Source organism: Deinococcus misasensis DSM 22328 (assembly GCF_000745915.1).
GTDB classification, from domain to species: domain Bacteria; phylum Deinococcota; class Deinococci; order Deinococcales; family Deinococcaceae; genus Deinococcus_C; species Deinococcus_C misasensis.
In genome coordinates this window covers 1-17745 of record NZ_JQKG01000043.1, presented here as the reverse complement: position 1 = coordinate 17745, position 17745 = coordinate 1, and the positions used below count along the sequence as shown (strand labels likewise).

Below are 17745 nucleotides of genomic sequence, written 5' to 3'. Positions count from 1 at the left end.
TCTGTGGAGCCATTTACAGTTCCAAAGTCGCTCCACTGCTCATGATTTGCACTTTGTAACCCAACTTTTCGGCCTCTGCAGAAAACAGGGTGGGATCGGCATGGACCACCGGAAAAGTGTTGTAGTGGATGGGAACGGTCAGTTTGGGCCTCAAGAGGGGAAGACATCTGGCGGCTTCATGCAGGTCCATGGTGAAGTTGTCTCCGATCGGCAAGAAAGCCAGGTCCAGCCCGAGGTCTCCAATCCATTCCATTTCCCGGAAACGGGTGGTGTCTCCGGCGTGGTAAATCTTTTTGCCTTCAATGGTGAGCACCATTCCGGTGGGGAATCCACCATAGGTGCCGTCTGGAAAGCTTGAAGAGTGCCATGCAGGGGTGAGCACCACCGAGCCCCAATCGAAAGCAAAGCTGCCCCCAATGTTCATGCCATGGATGCTGGAGGCCCCATGCCGGGCAGCGTATCCGGTGACCTCCACAATGCCAATCACCTGTGCACCTTCTCTGGCAAAGTCAAGGGTGTTGCCCCAGTGGTCTCCGTGGGCGTGGGTGACCAGCACATGGGTGATGTTTCTGGATTTCAGTTCTTCCAGAGTGACCGGACAGGCAGGGTTGCCCTGAATGAAGGGATCAATCAAAAGGCGGTGGGAACCGGTTTCGATGTAGAGGCATGAGTGACCCAGAAATTCAATGCGCATGTTGTCCTCCTTGGTTCTGGTGTGCTGTTTTCATTTTAAGGTTTTGCCGCGACACTTTTGAGATGGCACACAAAAGAGCAGAGGTGTGGCCTCTGCTCTCTGGGGACTTCACTTCAGGCGCTCGCAGCGTCTTTGAGGGCTTTGGGAAACTCTTTGGAGACTTTGTCCAGCGTTTGTTTGGCGGTGGCTTCCACCATTTTCAGGAAAGCGTTTCCACCCCACTTCTGGGCTTCAGGAATTTCGAAATGCACCGTGACATGCAGTTCGTAAGTCATGTCCTGACCTTCCAGATGGGCCGTTCCACTGACTTCTGCCCATGCGGCTTTGTCCAGTGGGGTGGCCTCCAGAGTGGCCCCTTTTTCGGTGGGGTGGATGATGCTCTGGAAGGGGATCAGTTGCTCTCCCAACATGGGGACGTTCACGGCAAATTTGGCCCGGACTTTGCCATCCACGATGTGCAGGTCACGGATGAACTTGACTTTGGCGAGGCTCTGGTGGGGATCCTGAATGAAGTTCAGGGCATCTGCGGGGGTGCCGGGATGGGAAATGCTGCAGGTGAGTGAAGTCTGTACTTGCATGCTGAAACTCCTTCGCGCGTGTGGCCCCAGTATAACTTAAACCGGGTATAAATTTACTCGATCCACTCCACCCGGTACTCGCCCGTCTTCAGGGCCAGAGCCACATCGGAGTCGGTGGCAGCCCTCAGTTTGCTTTTGCGGGCAAAGCGGGGTGCTGAAGAGGCAAAGCCCACCCGCACAATCATCTCATCGGTTTCTTCATCCCGACCAATCTTCCACACCAGTTGACCGGCCAACTGGTCCAGAGATTGATGCAATTCAGGCGTGATTTCTTCGTGCCCCATTCTGTCCTCCATGGTATCTGGGTTGCTGGTGAAAATCTTAGGTTAAGCTTACGATTCTTTAGAAAGGGCAGAAGGCAGAAGGCAGAGAGCAGAAGGCATAAAAAAGCTTTTGCCCGTGCATCAGGCTTGAAGTTTTTTGTGCAAACGCAAAAGCACATTGAGCCTTCTGCTTTTTGCCTTCCACCTCAATCCATGGCTTGTAGCAAAGCAAACTTCAGGTACCGGGTCTCTGGAACGCCCAGCATCTCGGGGTGGTCTGAAGCCTGCGTTTTGCGGTCCAGAATGCGGAAACGGCGACCTGCATCTCTGGCAGCGTCTCCCAGCATCTCGTAAAAGTCGCTGTCCGAAACGTGGAAAGAGCAACTGGAACTGGCCAGCACCCCCCCCGGAGCCAGCAGTTTCATGCAGCGCAAATTGAGTTCCTTGTACGCCCCATATGCGGCTTCCAGATCCTTGCGGCGTTTGGCAAAGGCCGGAGGGTCCAGACTGATGGTGTCGAATTTCACCCCAGAGCGCTCCAGTTCACGCAGGCGGTCAAAGGCATTCGCCACCGTGAAAGTCACGTTCTGGAAACCGTTCAAGTGCATGTTCTCCTCAGCACGCTGGAGGGCTTCCTCAGAGACATCAATGCACTCCAGAGCCTCACATTTTCCGGCCAGATGCAGTGCAAAGGAACCGTGGTAACTGAACACGTCCAGCCCGTTTCCTCTGGCGTACGTGCCCAGCAAGGTGCGGTTTTCCCTCTGGTCCAGAAAGGCCCCGGTTTTCTGGCCGGTGTAAGGGTTCACCAGATAACGGATGTCGGATTCACGGCACTCGATGGTTTCAGGGACCTCGCCATACAGCACCACATTTTCGGTGCTCAGGCCTTCGAGTTCCCGGTTCTTGTTCTCAAAACGCCCGAGGATGCCTCTGGGTTGCAGGCGCTCGATCAGCACCTCCAGAATCTCATCCAGATACACTTCCAGAGCCGCAGATCCGTTTTGGACCACCAAATAATCCTGGTATTTGTCCACGACCAGGGCAGGCAGTTCGTCGGCCTCGGCGTGGATCAGGCGGTAACTGTCTGCATCGATGTTCAGGCTTTCGCGGTGATCCAGCGCAGCATGCACCCGGTTCAGCAGGGTGTCTGCATTGGCTTCCTTCCAGTAGGTCAGCACCCGCACACTGATTTCGCTTCTGGCATTCACCAGCGCATAACCCAGAACGCGACCCTTGTCGTCTTCCACGGGAAAAATTCCGACTTCTCTGGGCAGGCTTAAAGTGTCCGATTTGTAAATCCATGGGTGGCGGGTTTTGAACCGCTCCAACCCTCTTTTGCTCAACACAGCACTCGACATGAAAACCCCTTTTGCAGCATCTGCTTTTCCAGCAGACCGAAAAAAAGCAGTTCAGGCGGATCCTGAACTGCACCTCGGGGTTGATTTTAGCACCTTGAACGGCAAGCTCAAAGGTTGAATTTCACGCTGTCGTCTTCACGGACGCGGATTTCTTCATCGGCCTCCACGCCAGCATTGCGGGCCAGTCCCCTGTACAGGGCGGAATCCTCAGAGAACTCCTCTCTGGGCTTGATGCGGAACGAAAGCCAGATCAGAAAGGCGGGCAACACCACAAACATCAGGATTCCAACCCACATGACAACCTCCCGAGCAAATGAGGAACACAGTCTAACATTTGGGGTCTGACAGGATTCTTCATGGTTTGGTCGAATTCAACAGACTCCATGAAATCATTTATGTTGTGATTTTGTAATATGTGGCTGAGTCAGGGCTGAATATACAGGATGCAAAATGGGCCTTGGTGTTGCAGGGATTGGGCTTCAGAAACAAGAGCACAAGAATGGCCGGAAATCAGTAGACATCAATGGATCAGGCTTTTTGCTGGTGCCCATTGAGAGGAGTGATAAATGCAAAGAGACTTCATTGGAAAAGGCATATTGTTCCTGCTCACGGTTTTACCGCTTTGCTCAGCTTTGGCGAACAGGACGGTGGATCTGGGTTTGGGTCCGGTGCCCAGGGTCGATTTTTGGGAAGCTCCAGACGGTTATTACGTGATGAATGACGCCAGTATTAAAATAATTGATAAATCAACATATGCCATCAAAACCACAACTTTTAATGATGGATTTTCGATCTCTCCTCCAATAGGAATTATGAATCAAATGATGCTAATTGGCGGATTTGGGTATTACTGGATTGATTTATCGAAAAAAAAGCGTCTTATGGAAAATAATCCAATTGATAAACTGAACGCGAACGATGTTTTCATTTACAAAGACCATCTGTTTGCTCAAGTCAAAAATACTCTGTACAGTCTTCAGATCCAGATCACTCCCGAGCGTGAAGTGGTGTGGGGAGAGGTGAAGAAAATCTCTGGACCAGCAGACTTGCCAGACAGGGCCAAAGGTGATCCGAACAATGTGAACACCAAAGACATGCACCGATTCCCAGACTGGTTCACTGCCCAGAGCCCTTCAGGGAAACTGCTGTACGTGAACCAGAGTGGTTCTGCTGTGGTGTTTGTGTTCGATTTGGAGCACCAGAAGTTCTTGAGGACACTGAAGTTGAAGCAGGAGATTGAGCATCTGACGGTGAGTGACCGTTATCTGGTGGGGCATGTGTACAACGATGGGGAAGACAACGTGCGGGTGTATGACCTGCAAGGGAAGGAAGTGAAGTTGATTCGGAAGGTGTGCCCGAGGAACATCCGGGGTCGGATCACGTTTCTGAGTGGAGATGGGAAGCATCTGGTGGCGCAATGCTCTGGGTACACGTTCACGGAGGGGAAGGAGTACGCGGGTTTGCAGGTGTTCCGAACAGGGACGTGGGATCGGGTGGGCGAGGTGGTGTTGCCTTTTGAGACGGCATCGCAGGTGGTGTTGTCTGAGGATGGGAAGAGGGTGTTGTTTGTGGATTTGGAAGGGAAGTTGCAGGTGTGGGACTTGCTGGCTTCCTTGCGGAGGGTGAAATAAAAAACAACAGGGATGCATCACCTGTTGTCCTTGCCTGTTGCGGTCCTTTTGCCAGAGGGAAAATGCTTTTCTGAACCTGTTCCAACACACCTCTGGTCTTTTGAGGCACATCCGTACATGTGCCCAAAGGCACAGGGGCATCAGGAATCTTTGAGACCCTTGATCTCCTCGATGAAGCGCTCCAGAGAATCAAATTCACGGTACACCGAAGCGAACCGGATGTAGGCCACCTCGTCCAGAGGTTTCAGGAACAGCATGGCCCGCCGTCCGATTTCCTCGGAGGTGATTTCATGGGTGGGGTTTTCATCCTCAAAGCTGTATGCGAACTTGCGCAGTGCTTCATGGTTGATGGGGCGTTTTTCGGTGGCCAGCATCAGACCGCGCAACAACTTGTCCGGGTTGAACGGTTCGCGGTGGGTGTCCCGCTTGATCACCATCAGGGGTTCAAGCTGTGCCCGTTCGTAAGTGGTGAAACGGCGTCCACACCGCTCACACTCCCTGCGCCTGCGGATCGAGGCCCCCTCGTCGCTCGGGCGGGAATTGATCACCCGCGTGTCTGCCGAAGAGCAGTACGGACACTTCACGGATTTTCCTCTTCCCACTCGGCTTCGGCTTCAGCGGCTTCCAGAGCCTCTAAGGCCTCGGGTTTGGGAACAGGTGGCAGAGGCACCGTGATGATGTTTCCAGCGATGTGCTCCATTTTGGGATCGGCAAAATGACACACCGCAGTGCTGAGGCCCACGTCCCACTCATCGCTGTGGGCTGCACGGCTGGGAATCAGCAGGTTCACACGCAGGTTTTCCTGCACGGAATGCTGGGTCAAATGGATCAACGCCCCACGGAAGGCATGCATGTGCAGCAACTGGGCGTCCAGAGGAGGGGCAATCACCGTCACCCAGGTGTGCTGGTGGTTGCGTTTGATGTGCTGCAAAATGGTCAGGCTGGAACGCACATTGTAATTGGCGATCTCCACCCACTCGGCCTCTGGAAGGTAATCAAAGTGCGAATAACTCACCCGATCCGCGACATGCACAATGCCGTGCACCTCGCCAAAAATCTCGGTGACTTTTTCCAGAGCGGCCCGCCAGTCGGACATGCTGGTGGGACTGGCCTTGATGGGGATGGCCTCACCGCCCTTTTCTTCAATTTCGGAAGCCAGCACGCTGATGGCCTCGGGGTTGTCGCTGAGCAGGATCACCGTGGCGCCCTTCTCGGCAAGCATGAGGGCAATGGAGCGACCAAATCCCTGGTCGGCGTTGGTCACGGCCACAATGCGACCATCCAGAGCACAGAATTCAGACGACTGGGCGTGAGGATGTGACATCATGACCCCAGTGTACACTGTGGGCGGAAAGTGTAAAAGTTACGCAAAACAGAAATGGCCTCCAGAGCCCCTTGCTCTGGGGGCTCTGGGGTGCAAGGCATTCAAACCCCATCTTGCGCGAGGTCATTGAAGCGCACGTGCTGGCTGTGGAATTGCAGCTTCACCGTGCCCACAGGCCCGTTCCTCTGTTTGCCGATGATGATCTCGGCAATGCCCTGCTGATCGGTTTCTTTGTTGTAATACTCATCCCGGTAAATGAACATCACGATGTCTGCGTCCTGCTCGATTGCCCCCGATTCGCGCAAGTCGGACAGCATGGGCCGGTGGTTTGGACGCTGTTCCACAGCACGGGAAAGCTGGGACAGCACGATCACAGGGACTTCCAGTTCTCGGGCAATGCCTTTCAGGCCCCGAGAAATCGCACTGATTTCCTGTTGTCGGTTTTCCCCTCCGCCCCCTTTGGATCCGCTCATGAGCTGCAAGTAATCAATGACCACGAGGCCCAGAGAGCCTGTTTTGGTTTTGATGCGCCTCAGTTTGCTTCTCAGTTCGTTGGCGGTCAAGTTGGGCACGTCGTCAATGTAAATGGGGGCTTCGCTGAGTCTGGCGGCAGCGTTGGCAAGCCTCACAAAATCCTGTTCGCTCAATTGACCGCTTCTGACGCGGTTCATGTCCACCCGGGCTTCGGAGCACAGCATGCGGAGGGCCAGTTGCTGGGCGGGCATTTCCAGACTGAAAACGGCAGTGGTTTTGCCTTCACCGCGCAAAGCCACGTTTTGCGCGATGGACAGAGCGAAAGCCGTGTTGTGAACGCAGATGTCCTGTGCAATGAAGTTGGAACCGTCGGGCACAGTCAGGTCGTACACCTGTTGTTCTCCGAGGTCTTCGATGGACACGATTTCATCCCAGTACAGGTCCGGGCTGGAGAGGCGTTGCAGCTCTGGGCTTTGCAGCACCTGTGCGTAGCCTTCCAGTCTTTTTTGGGTGATGCCCCTGTTGGTGTGGGGGTTGTAACCGACCCCCACTTTCTCTCCGCTGAGGGTGGCCAGTTGGGTCAGTGAAAGGGTGTGTTGGCTGGCAAGGGCACGCACTTTTTCCCAGACCTGAGCGGGGAGGTGGCCCGAGTTGCTGTGCCTTTCTGGATGCAATTCAAAAACCCGTGTGGCTTTTTCACCAAACCATCCAATGGCTTCCTGATACAGGGCCACACTCTGGGGCTCGGTGATTTCGACCCTGTGGGATTTGGCGGTTTTTTGCCAGAGTTTGGCAACGACGCCAAACCGGGTCAGTAGGTGGTGGATGTCTGCTGCAAGCCCTCTGGAGGCCACCGTGAATTCAATGCGGGGGTGCTTGCCATTCAGGCTGTAAATGGTGGCATCGCAACTGAACAGCACCCGGATGAATTCTGCGGTCTTTTCTTTGCCAAGGGTGAAGATGGCCTCTGGAACCCGTTTGAAGTGGGCGCTTTTCCCCATCAGGCTGTGTTCACGCAGGAATTCCGTCAGGGGATTTTTCTGGTTCTTCTGGGCACCGGGAACATGGGCACGGGCCACAATGTAATCGATGCCGTCCTGTCTGACGGTCAGCTCTGGGAACAGGCTCGCAACGATGGCTTTGAAGTCTGCCACGATTTCCGGGTCGGTGTTGGTGAACCTCGGAGAGGTGTTGGTGAGGTTGCCTTCCGCAATCAGGTAGGCCAGCAAACGCACCTGTTCTGACGTCAGGTGGCTCTGGTTTCCGAAATTGGGCACCTGTCTGGGAACAGCAATTCGGCTGCCCAGTTGCAGGTCATACAGGGGGGTCCAACCCTCTGGGGTCAAGAAGGGATGGTGGAGGGTGACTTCCACCTCACGCCCGAGCCGGGTTTTGACCCGCCGAACAGGCTTCACTCCACTGTCAATCCAGTGGGAGACTCTGGTGGGGCGCAATTTCCCGGTTTCTGAGATGCCGTAAACCTCGGGGAGTTGTTGTTCCACAAAGGTTTGGATGGTGACCCGTTTTCCTGTTCCGGGAACATCAATCCAGGTGTTTGCCGTCAAGCATTTTCCCATTGAAGGCCTGGCGGCCAGCACGTTCAAACTGCCCGGTGAAAAGCCCGTGATCATGCTGTCCAGATCCCGAAACCCGCTCTTGGTGCCTTCGACGTGACCTCCTGTGGCATGAAGTTGGGTGATGTACTCGAAGGTGTCGTGCATGACGGTGTTCATGCTCTGGAATTCATCTTTGCCTTCTTTTTGGGAGACATCAAAGATCATTTGCTCAGAGCGGTCCAGCAGTTCATCCAGAGCCACTTCTCCGTCGTAGGCCAGTTGCATGATTTTGCCCGAGGCCTGAATCAGTTGCCGGAGGGTGAATTTTTCTTGAATGATGCGGGCGTAATATTCGGCGTAAACGGCTGTGGGCACGCTTTCGGAGAGGCCCACCAGATAGGAAACCCCTCCCACTTCGTCCAGCACGTTTTTGGCCCGCAGTTCTTCGGAAAGGGTCACCAGATCGATGGGCTGTCCACGGTCTGCCAGCAGGCGCATGGCTGCGAAGATTTTGCGGTGGGATTCCCGGTAGAACATGTCTGATGTGACCTGGTCTCCCAGATTGATCAGGGTGTCATTGTCCAGCAAAATGCTGCCCAGAACGCTCACTTCGGCGTCAATGCTGTTTGGTGCGACTCGTGCTACAGGATCCATGTGTGACCTCTCAAGGCTTTTCAGTCTACCACTCCCATCCCTTTTGTTGGATGGGGTTCAGACAGAAGGCGAAACTCAAATTTAACCAATCACCTGTATGGGCGCAAGGGCCACCAGAAAGGTTTTTTCTTGTGTTGGAAAGCGGATTTTGGCTTTCCTGAGGGAGCCGTATCCGATGGCCGAGATCAGGATGCCCTCTCCAAATTTGGGGTGCATCACCCTGAGGGGAGAGGAGGGCAAATTCTGAAATTCACGGGAGGGAATCCCGAGCCGTTTGCTGACTTCGGTGCTGGAGAGGCCTTGCAGTTCGAGCAGTTCTCTGGCTTGCAGTTCCCAGTTGAGGGTGCTGGCCTCGATCTCTGGGAGGGGTGCCGCTTCGATCCGCACTTTCTTCCCGAGGTGGTTTTCCAGAAATTCGCGGGCACCGGTTTTGTTGAGGTGGCGGTTTTCCCCGTTTTCCAATGTGGGAGAGCCGCAGCGTTCCACTTCAAGGCACTGGTAACAGCCGTTTTCGCAACAGGTGCTGGAGCAGAGTTCCAGAGCCCGGTCCAGCAGGAGGGGCAGGTCCTTGTACGCCCGGTGACTGATGCCCAGTCCGCCTTTCCAGTCGTCGTAAATGAAGAAGTAGTTGTCTTTGTCTGCACGGAAGGCTCCGGCAATGTCGTTGGGGTCGCAGGCCACCAGCTCGGGGATCAGTTTGATCAAGGCGTGTTTGAGGGCGTGGGCGGTGCCTCCGGTGGACTTCACGCCGATTTCCAGAGTGCAGGTGCGGAAACTGGGCAGGGTCAGGGGGGCTTCAAAGGTGTGCTCGGCCAGTTTTTGTTCCAGCACCCGGTCCCGAATGCGGGCGTTGCATTTCGGGCAGGTTTTTTCTTCGGGTTGGGCTTCGTGGTCGCATTTGGGGCAGGCTCTGGCGAACACCTGTCGGTGCAACTGGTACCCGAGGTACTCTTTTTGCACACTGACCTCTCCAAAGCGAAAGGCCAGATCGCCTCGGGTTTCCCATTTTTCCATTTTGACCGGGGTCACTTTGACCCGGAAGTTGCCCCGGGTGAATTCTCCCACCTGAGGGGTTTTTTCCACCAGAATGACGGTGCCTTGTGGGCTGGGCAGCCAGTCGGACACCTGATAACCGATGCCATCCCAACTGAACACCGCTCCGATGTGCTTTTCAGCGTGGGCGTAGTGGCCGCTGGGGGTTTCCAGAGGTTCAAACAGGGCTTTTTTGGGGTTGCTTTCCCAGAGTTCCCGTTCCACCACATAGTATTTTTCGCCGTCGTCGCTGCGGAGGTTCCAGCGTTTCATGCCCAGCGCCCAGTTGCTGCCTGCAGCCTGCTCGGGAGGATTCAGGCCCACGGCATAGAATTCGTGTTGCATGCGGGACAGGTGTTTGGGGGTGATGTAATTGTTGTGGGCTTCGATCACAGCCCGTTCCACGGCCCCTTGCAGCAGTTGCCGGAAGTTCTGGGGATTGCTGTAGAAAGCATCTGCGGGTCTCGGGACCCCGTGCTCGTCCATGGCAGGCAGGTACAGGATGGTCCCCTCGTCAATGCGTCCAGCCCGGCCCACCATCTGCCGGAAGGTCATCCGTGAACCGGGGTAACCGTCCAGCACCACCACACTGAGGTCTCCGATGTCCACTCCGGCTTCCAGAGCACTGGTCGCGAACATCACCCCACTTCTGGCTTCCCTGAAGCGGCTCAGGCGGGCGTCTCTGGCCCCTGCACCCGACATGTAAAGGTGTACAAAATCGCGGTACTCGGGACGGTTGTGGTACTGGGCATGCATCCGTGAGGCTTTGGAACGCCCCCTGAAAAACACCAGCGTTTTCTGGCCGTGGACCAAGGTTTGGTTGATGAGGTTGTCCCAGAATTTGCGGGCCTGTCCACGGTGGTCCACCAGATAATAGGTCTTGGGGCATTTCTTGGCCCCCGAGGTGTTGATCTCGGTGAATTCCAGTCCGGTCAATGATTCTGCAAATTCGGTGGCATTGCCGATGGTGGCTGTAGAAAGCACCACTTGCGGTTTTGCGCCCAGATGCTCTGACAGGGCCAGCACCCGGCGGATCAATCCCGAGATTTCGCAGCCAAATCCGCCCCGGTAGGTGTGGGCCTCGTCCAGCACCAGATGCTTGAGGTGTTTCAAGAACAGGGCCACCCTGGGGTTGGCCAGAGCCCAGTGCAGTTTGTCGGGGGTGGCCATCACAATGCGAACCCCTTCACGGAACGCTTTTTCCACGGTGGCCTGTCCCTGAAATTCTTCGGTGAGCCACAGGATGCCTGCTTCGTCCAGAAAGGCTTGCAGTTTTTCCCTCTGGTCCTGTGCGAGGGCCACCAGAGGGTAAACCAGCAGGGCAGTGGCGTTGGGATCGTCCAGCAGGTTTTGCACGATGGCCGGCAGAAAAGCCCCGGTTTTTCCAGAGGCGGTCGGTGTGGTGATGACCACGTGTTCTCCGGCCCGCATGGCCTGGTAACAGTCGGCCTGATGGGAATACAGTTGCGGGTGCTTGAAGCCCTGCTTCAGCCGTTCAGACCATCCGAGGGTGGACACATCCACCAGTCTGGGAGGGTGACCTTCTTCCTGGTAAAACGGGCGAGCTTTGTTGCCCAGCAGGTCCTGAAGAAAAGGGGAGAGCGCCGACATCGGTTTTACAGTGTAAATCAAAAGTGCTTTTTTGGGATGAACGTAATTTGACCGACCCCTCGCTCGGGGATCCCCCTTGATTTGAACCGGGTTCAAAATTGAAAACTGGTCTATATGAACTCGGGTATTTCCCTGAGGGGTTTCTGTGAAAAATCCATTGTAGAGCGGAAATTCCTGTAGTATCATGGTTCATAATTCACAGTGAAAGCGTTTGCCCTTTATGGGAGGTGTTCGTGTTGCCTGAAAAAGTCCCCCCAGTCAGGCTTGACTTTGATGCACTCCAGAGCTGGGTGCAGGTGCAGTTGGCCCACATTCAGTCCACCATGCACATGCATGGCTCCATCACACAAACCGGTTCTCGCCCGCAACTGCAGGTTCTTCCTCCCACAGCTCTGCACATCACCACCCTTGGCATTCCTGAAGTGCTGCACAAAGGGAAAGTGCTGGAATTCCCCTACCAGAAAGTGCTGGAACTGCTGCTGTACCTGATCTTCAACACCGCAGCCACCAAAGACCAACTCTTGGAAGACATCTGGGACGGCAAATCTGCAGACAGCGTCTACACGGCCATCCGTCAACTGAGGCGGTTGCTCAAAGACCATCTGGACCTGTCAGACGAAGCCATCGTCAAAAAAGGCAAGTACTACAGCCTTTCTCCAGAGCTTCACTTCGTGCTGGACACCGGAAAGCTGGATGCTCCCATCTTTGTCGGAGGCAAGATCACCCCACCTTACCTGTCCGAACTGATGGAAGGCTTCGACTCCCCATGGATTGAAGAACAGCGCATGCTGCTCAACAAAACCCTGCTTTCCAAACTGCAGTCAGAAGTCCAGAAACCCCAACTCCCTCTGGACCGTGCACTGGTCCTGCACCTCTTGATCCTCACCCGGGATGTGTACCAGATGGAAGCCCTCGACACCATCCTGAAACTGTCCCGTGAACTGGCCTTGCCTGCTGTGCAGCGCACCGCTCAACTCCTGAAACATGCTCTGGGCGAAGGTGCACCTGTGACTTTGCTGGTGTCCCAGTTGCGAGAAGCTGCCATTCAACTGGTCAATGAACAGAGGCTCAGTGCAGTATGAAAGCCACGCAGCATCACCTGCCCCGCTACCTGGACGACTTCATCGGGCGAACCCGAGACCTCGAAAAACTCTCAGAAGCCCTTCAACGGTATGCCCTGATTTCCATTGTGGGCTTTGGAGGGGTCGGCAAAACCCGTCTGGCCATCGAGTTCAGCAGACAACACCGTGAGGATTTCAAAGACGGCATTTACTTTTTTGATGCATACAACAGCAAAAACACCAATGTGTTCATTTCCAACATGGCCAAATTTTTTGACATCACCGATGTGAAAATCGAGATGATCACCGAATTTCTGGTGGAATACTTTCAAAACAAACGGATCCTGCTGATTTTCGACAACATGGAACACCTGCCAGAGATTGGCCTGTTCATCAAGAACCTGCTGGCAGAATGCCCTACCATCAAGATTCTGGTGACCTCCCGTGAACGCCTGAAAGTGCGTGGTGAATGCGTTTACAAAATCCACCCGTTCAATTTTGAGGCTCTGGACACCGACCTCAGCAGCAACGAAGCCATCCAGATGTTCTACAACCGTGCCCGGATGGCCGATCCGGAACTCCCCCTCACCCCCGAGAACCAGCACTTGATGTTCCAGATTTGTGCTTTGCTGGAAGGGATTCCCCTCTCCATCGAACTGGTGGCCAGTCAGGTGTTCACCCACTCCCTCCCCAGCATCCTGAAGTTCTTGCAGGACAACCAACTGCTGCAGGACCATCCAGCTTCCATCGATCTGGACGACCGCCAGCGCAGCATGCGCAACCTGATCGACTGGAGTTACCAGTTGCTGGAAAAAGAACAACAACTGGTGTTTCGCTACCTGAATTTCTTTGAGGGCAAGTTCGATCTGGATGAAACCCTGCACATCCTGCAAGTGCTTTTCGAGGAGCAGCACATTCAGGCCGATCCACGCGCAGTGGTCACCAGCCTGATGGAAAAAAACCTGCTCTATCAAAAGGTGGCTGGAGATGGCCGGGCGATGCTGTTTTTTCTGGATGTGGTCAAGGTTTATGCCCGTACACTCACCCCGGAGCATGAGCAGCACAAGATGCTGGACCTCTACACCCGTTATTATGTGCGCCGGATTCAGCAGAACAAAGAGCATGCTTTTGATGTTCAGAGCGAATACTTCAGTGCACATGCCAGCAGCATCCACCAGATCATTTCGGCCAATTTGCAAAACCATCCGATGGTGTCTGCCCGACTGGTGTCTTACATCTGGAAGTACTGGCAAGCGTCCCGATTCTTCTATCTGGGATTGACGTACTGTGATTCCCTTTACGAAGCATATGTCCAGCAAGAAGGCCAGCAGGACAATGCCGAGTTTGCCCTCTCCATTGTGAACACCCTGATCGGGGCAGCATGGATTTCCAACGACAATTTCGACTTCGAGGGCAGCCGCAAGTATTTTTCGCGGGCTCTGGAGGTGGCCCAGCAACACCAGAACCTGATGGGGATGGCGGGGGCGTATCAGGGGCTTGCCCACCTTTGCCTGTTCTGGGGCGATCTGGACCGTGCAGATGAATTTACGGTGCAGGCCCAAAAAATCATCGATCAGATCGGTGAACCGGACCAGAAGTTCTGGATCCAGAGCCACACCGGACGTTTGCTCTTTGTGCGGGGTCAATTCGCAGAAGCCGAGAAGTGCTTTCTGGAATCCAGAGCCGGTTTTTACCAGCGTGGAAACACCTGGGGCATGGCCTGGAGCCAGCTTCACCTTGCAGAACTGTACTTTGAAACCAACCAGCTTGACCGTGCCGATGCCGTTCTGAACGAGCAACTGGAAAACAGCCAGCTTTCTTTTGAGGAGATGAACACGGTTCGTTTGCACCTGCTCTTGCTGGTGGCGAAATTGAATGTGTCGATGCACCGCATCGATCAGGCCAAAGAGATGCTGCAAATCTGTCTGGATTATTTCTCAGACAAGAAAAAAGCCATCAAAGTCAATGACCTGATCGGGGTGCAAATCCTGACCCATGTTCAGGACGGCCAGATCGGCGCAGCGTCTGCCCTGATCCATCAGGTGATGCACAGCAAGAAGACGGTCCCCACCATCAACTCCTTGATTGACATCAATTACTGTGCAGCCCTGATTGGAGTGGCTTCAAAGCAATACAGTGAAGCCCGCAAAATGTACCAGTTGTGCCTTCAGATCCATCACCAGTTCGCATGGGCCATCACACCCAGACGACAGAAGATGTATGAGGCCCTTGAGCAACAACTGGCCGCAGGTTGACCCTGCCCATGCAGCCTTGAAAATTTTTTCGAGGCCGAACACCTGTCTCGCACAGGTGTTTTTCATGGTTGTCTTCATTTTAGTTACACAATCTGAAAATCTCTGTTGGTTTTCCTGGCCCAGAGCAGGCACATATTTCAGGAGTTTTCAGGTTTCGTAACATAAGCTGTTTTTGTTTCTTTCAACCGATTTGTGTGGTCCCCACATCCAAGCTCGCATCTTCAGGCGATGGCTGAAGAACTTCCAGAGATCATGTGTAACAAAGAGGTAACGATGCGTAAAGTTCAGTTTTCTGCCCTCACCCTGCTCAGCGTGGCCTTGATGGCTTGCGGAAGCAACCAGACCCCCAATGCTGCACAGCAGAACAAGTCCACCGTCAATGTGAGCCAGCAGGTTGGAGAGGGCTTCTGGTCCACTTCGGGCAGCAAAATCATCGACCAGAACGGTCAAGTGGTTCGCATGACTGGCATCAACTGGTTCGGCTTTGAAACCGCCAACTTCATGCCCCACGGTCTGTGGAGCGTCAACTACAAAGATGTGCTGAATCAGGTGAAAGCCATGGGTTTCACCGTCTTGCGCATTCCTTTCTCCAACGAAATGCTGAGTGGCCCCAAAATGCCCTCGGGCCTGAACGACTTTGCCAACCCCGAGCTGAAAGGCCTCAACAGCCTGCAAATTCTGGACAAAATCATCGAGCACTCGGGCACCATTGGCCTGAAAATCTTCTTGGACCGTCACCGTCCTGATTCTGCAGGACAATCCCACCTCTGGTACACCTCTGCTTACCCTGAAAGCAAATGGATCTCCGACTGGGTGTTCCTGGCCAACCGTTACAAAGGCAATCCCACCGTGGTCGGTGCCGACCTCCACAACGAGCCCCACTCTGTGGACGGTGCCGGTCCCAACTCCTGCTGGGGATGTGGTGATCCTGCACAGGACTGGCGTCTGGCTGCAGAAAAAGCCGGAAACGCCATTCTGGCTGTCAACCCCGACTGGCTGATCATTGTGGAAGGCAACGAGTGCTGGGCCAGCGATGGCAGCGCCGTGAAACCCAACCAGTGGAACCCCAACCCCAACATGAACTGCAACTGGTGGGGCGGAAACCTGATGGGTGCGCAGACTTTCCCTGTGCGCCTCACCAAACCCAACAAACTGGTGTACTCCAGCCACGATTACGGCATGAGCGTGTACAACCAGCAACCCTGGTTCACCGATCCCAGCTTCCCTGCCACCCTTGAGCCCCACTGGGACAAATACTGGGGTTACCTCGTCAAAAACAACATCGCACCAGTGATTGTGGGTGAGTTCGGCAGCACCCTGCAGGACCCCAAAGATCAGGTTTGGTTGCCCAGCCTGCTGAAATACCTGGAGAAGATCGGTGCAAGCTGGACCTACTGGTCCCTGAACCCCAACTCGGGTGACACCAAGGGCATCCTGCTGGATGACTGGAAAACCATCGACACCGTCCGTTACAACGTGGTGAAACCTTACCTGGTGCCCCTCTCTGGAGGCGGAACCCCCACCAACCAGGCTCCAACGGTGGCCATTTCCAACCCTGCCAGCAACACCAACTTTGCTTCAGGTGCAACCATCACCGTGAGCGCCACCGCTTCTGACAGTGACGGCACGGTGGCCAAAGTGGACCTTTATGTGGATGGCGTCCTCAAACAAACCAAAGCCGCTGCACCTTACACCTTCAGTGTTGCTGGACTGACCAACGGGAGTCACACCTTGAAAGTTGTTGCCACCGACGACAAAGCCGCCACCTCTGAAGCCTCTGTTGCCGTTTCTCTGGGCACCACCACCGGACCTGTCACCGAATACTGTACGGACTTCCACACCATCCGGGTGGGCAACTACATCTATGTGAACAACACCTGGGGCAGTGCAAAAACCAATGGCCAGCCCTACAAGCAGTGCCTGCAAGAGCGCACCGTGAACGGGGTCAAACAATACGGCTGGAACTGGAACTGGCCCGGCTACGATCCCACCGTGTACGCCTACCCCGAGATTGTGTACGGCTGGAAGCCCTGGGACACCATGACCTCCACCGACCCCCGCTTCCCCATGAAAATCAACGGCATGCCCAACGTGCAAATGACCTGGGATGTGGAAGGCACCCGCACCGGACACTACGACTTCGCCCCCGAGATCTGGTTCACCTCCACCCCCGGCGATGGAGCTGCCCGTCCTCAGGACATCACCACCGAAATCATGCTCTGGCTGGATTACGATGCTGGTACCAACCCTGCAGGCAGCAAAGTGGCCACTTCTGTGATTGATGGCGTCACCTATGATGTGTACAAAGCCCGCATCTCTGGCGGTGGAGCCACTTGGGATTACCTGGCTTACAAAGGCCCAGCTGGACGCAACACCGGTTCCATCTCCATCACCAAGTTTGCTCAGGATGCAGTGGCCAAAGGCCTTGCCAACGGCGAGCACTACATGAGCGGTGTCGAGTTCGGCGATGAGTCCTCGGGCGGCACTGGCAACATCTGGGTCAAGAAATATGAAATCACCGTTGGAACCGCCAATGTGGCTCCCACCGTGGCGATCAGCAGTCCCACCGAAGGCCAGAGTTTCGTCTCGGGCAGCACTGTGAATGTGACCGCCACTGCAAGTGACACCGACGGCACCGTCAGCAAAGTCGACTTCTATGTCGATGGTGTCCTCAAACTCTCCGACACCACCGCCCCCTACACCTACGCTGCCACCGGCCTCACCGCAGGGGCACACGCCATCCGTGCAGTTGCCACCGACAACGGCGGAGCTTCCAGCAGCGTCACCCGCAACATCACCATTCAGGCCAACGCTGCCCCCACCCTCAGCGTTTCTACCCCCACCGAAGGTCAGAACTTCGCCACGGGAACCACCGTCAATGTCTCCGCCACCGCCACCGACAGTGACGGCGTCGCCAAAGTCGAGTTCTTCGTGGATGGCGTGCTCAAAGCCACCTCCACCCTGGCACCTTACAGTTACGCTGCCACCGGCCTCACCTCTGGAGCCCACACCGTGCGGGTGGTCGCCACCGACACCAAAGGTGCAGCCAGCACCGTCACCCGCAACATCACCGTGGGCACCGTGAACACCCCCCCCACCCTGAGTGTCACGAGCCCCACCGAAGGCCAGAGTTTTGCTGCAGGAGCAAGCATCAACATGGCTGCGACAGCCACGGACAGCGATGGGGTGGCGCGGGTGGACTTCTACATCGATGGGGTGCTCAAGCTTTCTGACACCACTGCACCTTACAG

The 17745-nt window shown here is 55.0% G+C and carries 13 protein-coding genes; 4 read left to right on the top strand and 9 right to left on the bottom strand.

All coding sequences use genetic code 11. The annotated features are described in order from the left end of the window. Positions 1-13: 13 nt before the first annotated feature. The 5 genes from Q371_RS19245 to Q371_RS19225 form a co-directional block, all read right to left on the bottom strand. A complete protein-coding gene (locus tag Q371_RS19245; protein WP_034343523.1) occupies positions 14-694 on the bottom strand; it encodes a metal-dependent hydrolase in 681 nt (226 codons plus the stop codon). A 113-nt stretch (positions 695-807) separates the two neighbouring features. Beyond that, positions 808-1272, bottom strand: a complete 465-nt coding sequence (locus Q371_RS19240) for a DUF3809 domain-containing protein (RefSeq protein WP_034343520.1) — start codon at positions 1270-1272, stop codon at positions 808-810. A 53-nt stretch (positions 1273-1325) separates the two neighbouring features. Beyond that, the gene (locus Q371_RS19235) at positions 1326-1556 is read right to left on the bottom strand and encodes a DUF3248 domain-containing protein (RefSeq protein WP_051964827.1); all 231 of its coding nucleotides are present in this window, start codon (positions 1554-1556) and stop codon (positions 1326-1328) included. Between the two features lie 185 nt (positions 1557-1741). Continuing rightward, complete coding sequence (locus Q371_RS19230; protein WP_034343516.1) at positions 1742-2896, bottom strand: class I SAM-dependent rRNA methyltransferase; 1155 nt, start codon at positions 2894-2896, stop codon at positions 1742-1744. Between the two features lie 107 nt (positions 2897-3003). Further along, positions 3004-3192 carry a hypothetical protein gene (locus tag Q371_RS19225; RefSeq protein WP_034343515.1) on the bottom strand — a complete coding sequence of 63 codons (189 nt, stop codon included), beginning with the start codon at positions 3190-3192 and terminating at the stop codon, positions 3004-3006. Positions 3193-3777: 585 nt separating this feature from the next. Here Q371_RS19225 and Q371_RS19220 point away from each other — a divergent pair. Beyond that, on the top strand, positions 3778-4527 hold the full coding sequence (locus tag Q371_RS19220; protein ID WP_034343513.1) for a YncE family protein: 750 nt from the start codon (positions 3778-3780) through the stop codon (positions 4525-4527). Positions 4528-4667: 140 nt separating this feature from the next. On the opposite strand, the gene nrdR is transcribed toward Q371_RS19220, so the two are convergent. The 4 genes from nrdR to Q371_RS19200 form a co-directional block, all read right to left on the bottom strand. After that, entirely contained in the window at positions 4668-5111 is a 444-nt protein-coding gene (nrdR, locus tag Q371_RS19215) for a transcriptional regulator NrdR (RefSeq protein ID WP_034343511.1), read from the bottom strand. Continuing rightward, the gene (locus tag Q371_RS19210; protein WP_084571542.1) at positions 5108-5854 is read right to left on the bottom strand and encodes an SDR family NAD(P)-dependent oxidoreductase; all 747 of its coding nucleotides are present in this window, start codon (positions 5852-5854) and stop codon (positions 5108-5110) included. The genes nrdR and Q371_RS19210 overlap by 4 nt, the downstream gene beginning before the upstream one ends. 98 nt (positions 5855-5952) lie before the next feature. Beyond that, positions 5953-8535 carry a replicative DNA helicase gene (dnaB, locus tag Q371_RS19205; protein ID WP_034343509.1) on the bottom strand — a complete coding sequence of 861 codons (2583 nt, stop codon included), beginning with the start codon at positions 8533-8535 and terminating at the stop codon, positions 5953-5955. 81 nt (positions 8536-8616) lie between these two features. Next, the gene (locus tag Q371_RS19200) at positions 8617-11178 is read right to left on the bottom strand and encodes a DEAD/DEAH box helicase (protein ID WP_034343507.1); all 2562 of its coding nucleotides are present in this window, start codon (positions 11176-11178) and stop codon (positions 8617-8619) included. A 233-nt stretch (positions 11179-11411) separates the two neighbouring features. Here Q371_RS19200 and Q371_RS19195 point away from each other — a divergent pair, with 233 nt between their 5' ends. From Q371_RS19195 to Q371_RS26045, 3 genes are all read left to right on the top strand, one after another. After that, positions 11412-12260, top strand: coding sequence for a winged helix-turn-helix domain-containing protein (locus tag Q371_RS19195; protein ID WP_034343505.1), 849 nt, complete (start codon positions 11412-11414; stop codon positions 12258-12260). Further along, complete coding sequence (locus Q371_RS19190) at positions 12257-14494, top strand: AAA family ATPase (RefSeq protein ID WP_034343501.1); 2238 nt, start codon at positions 12257-12259, stop codon at positions 14492-14494. The genes Q371_RS19195 and Q371_RS19190 overlap by 4 nt, the downstream gene beginning before the upstream one ends. 273 nt (positions 14495-14767) lie before the next feature. Next, positions 14768-17745 (top strand): Ig-like domain-containing protein (locus Q371_RS26045; protein ID WP_051964824.1); only part of this gene is annotated, 2978 nt, incomplete at its 3' end.

What these genes read in the sequence shown, in the direction of transcription:
- Q371_RS19245 (WP_034343523.1), bottom strand. Translation starts at nt 694, where the DNA reads ATGCGCATTGAATTTCTGGGTCACTCATGCCTCTACATCGAAACCGGT.
- Q371_RS19240 (WP_034343520.1), bottom strand. Translation starts at nt 1,272, where the DNA reads ATGCAAGTACAGACTTCACTCACCTGCAGCATTTCCCATCCCGGCACC.
- Q371_RS19235 (WP_051964827.1), bottom strand. Translation starts at nt 1,556, where the DNA reads ATGGGGCACGAAGAAATCACGCCTGAATTGCATCAATCTCTGGACCAG.
- Q371_RS19230 (WP_034343516.1), bottom strand. Translation starts at nt 2,896, where the DNA reads ATGTCGAGTGCTGTGTTGAGCAAAAGAGGGTTGGAGCGGTTCAAAACC.
- Q371_RS19225 (WP_034343515.1), bottom strand. Translation starts at nt 3,192, where the DNA reads ATGTGGGTTGGAATCCTGATGTTTGTGGTGTTGCCCGCCTTTCTGATC.
- Q371_RS19220 (WP_034343513.1), top strand. Translation starts at nt 3,778, where the DNA reads ATGGAAAATAATCCAATTGATAAACTGAACGCGAACGATGTTTTCATT.
- Q371_RS19210 (WP_084571542.1), bottom strand. Translation starts at nt 5,854, where the DNA reads ATGATGTCACATCCTCACGCCCAGTCGTCTGAATTCTGTGCTCTGGAT.
- dnaB (WP_034343509.1), bottom strand. Translation starts at nt 8,535, where the DNA reads ATGGATCCTGTAGCACGAGTCGCACCAAACAGCATTGACGCCGAAGTG.
- Q371_RS19200 (WP_034343507.1), bottom strand. Translation starts at nt 11,178, where the DNA reads ATGTCGGCGCTCTCCCCTTTTCTTCAGGACCTGCTGGGCAACAAAGCT.
- Q371_RS19190 (WP_034343501.1), top strand. Translation starts at nt 12,257, where the DNA reads ATGAAAGCCACGCAGCATCACCTGCCCCGCTACCTGGACGACTTCATC.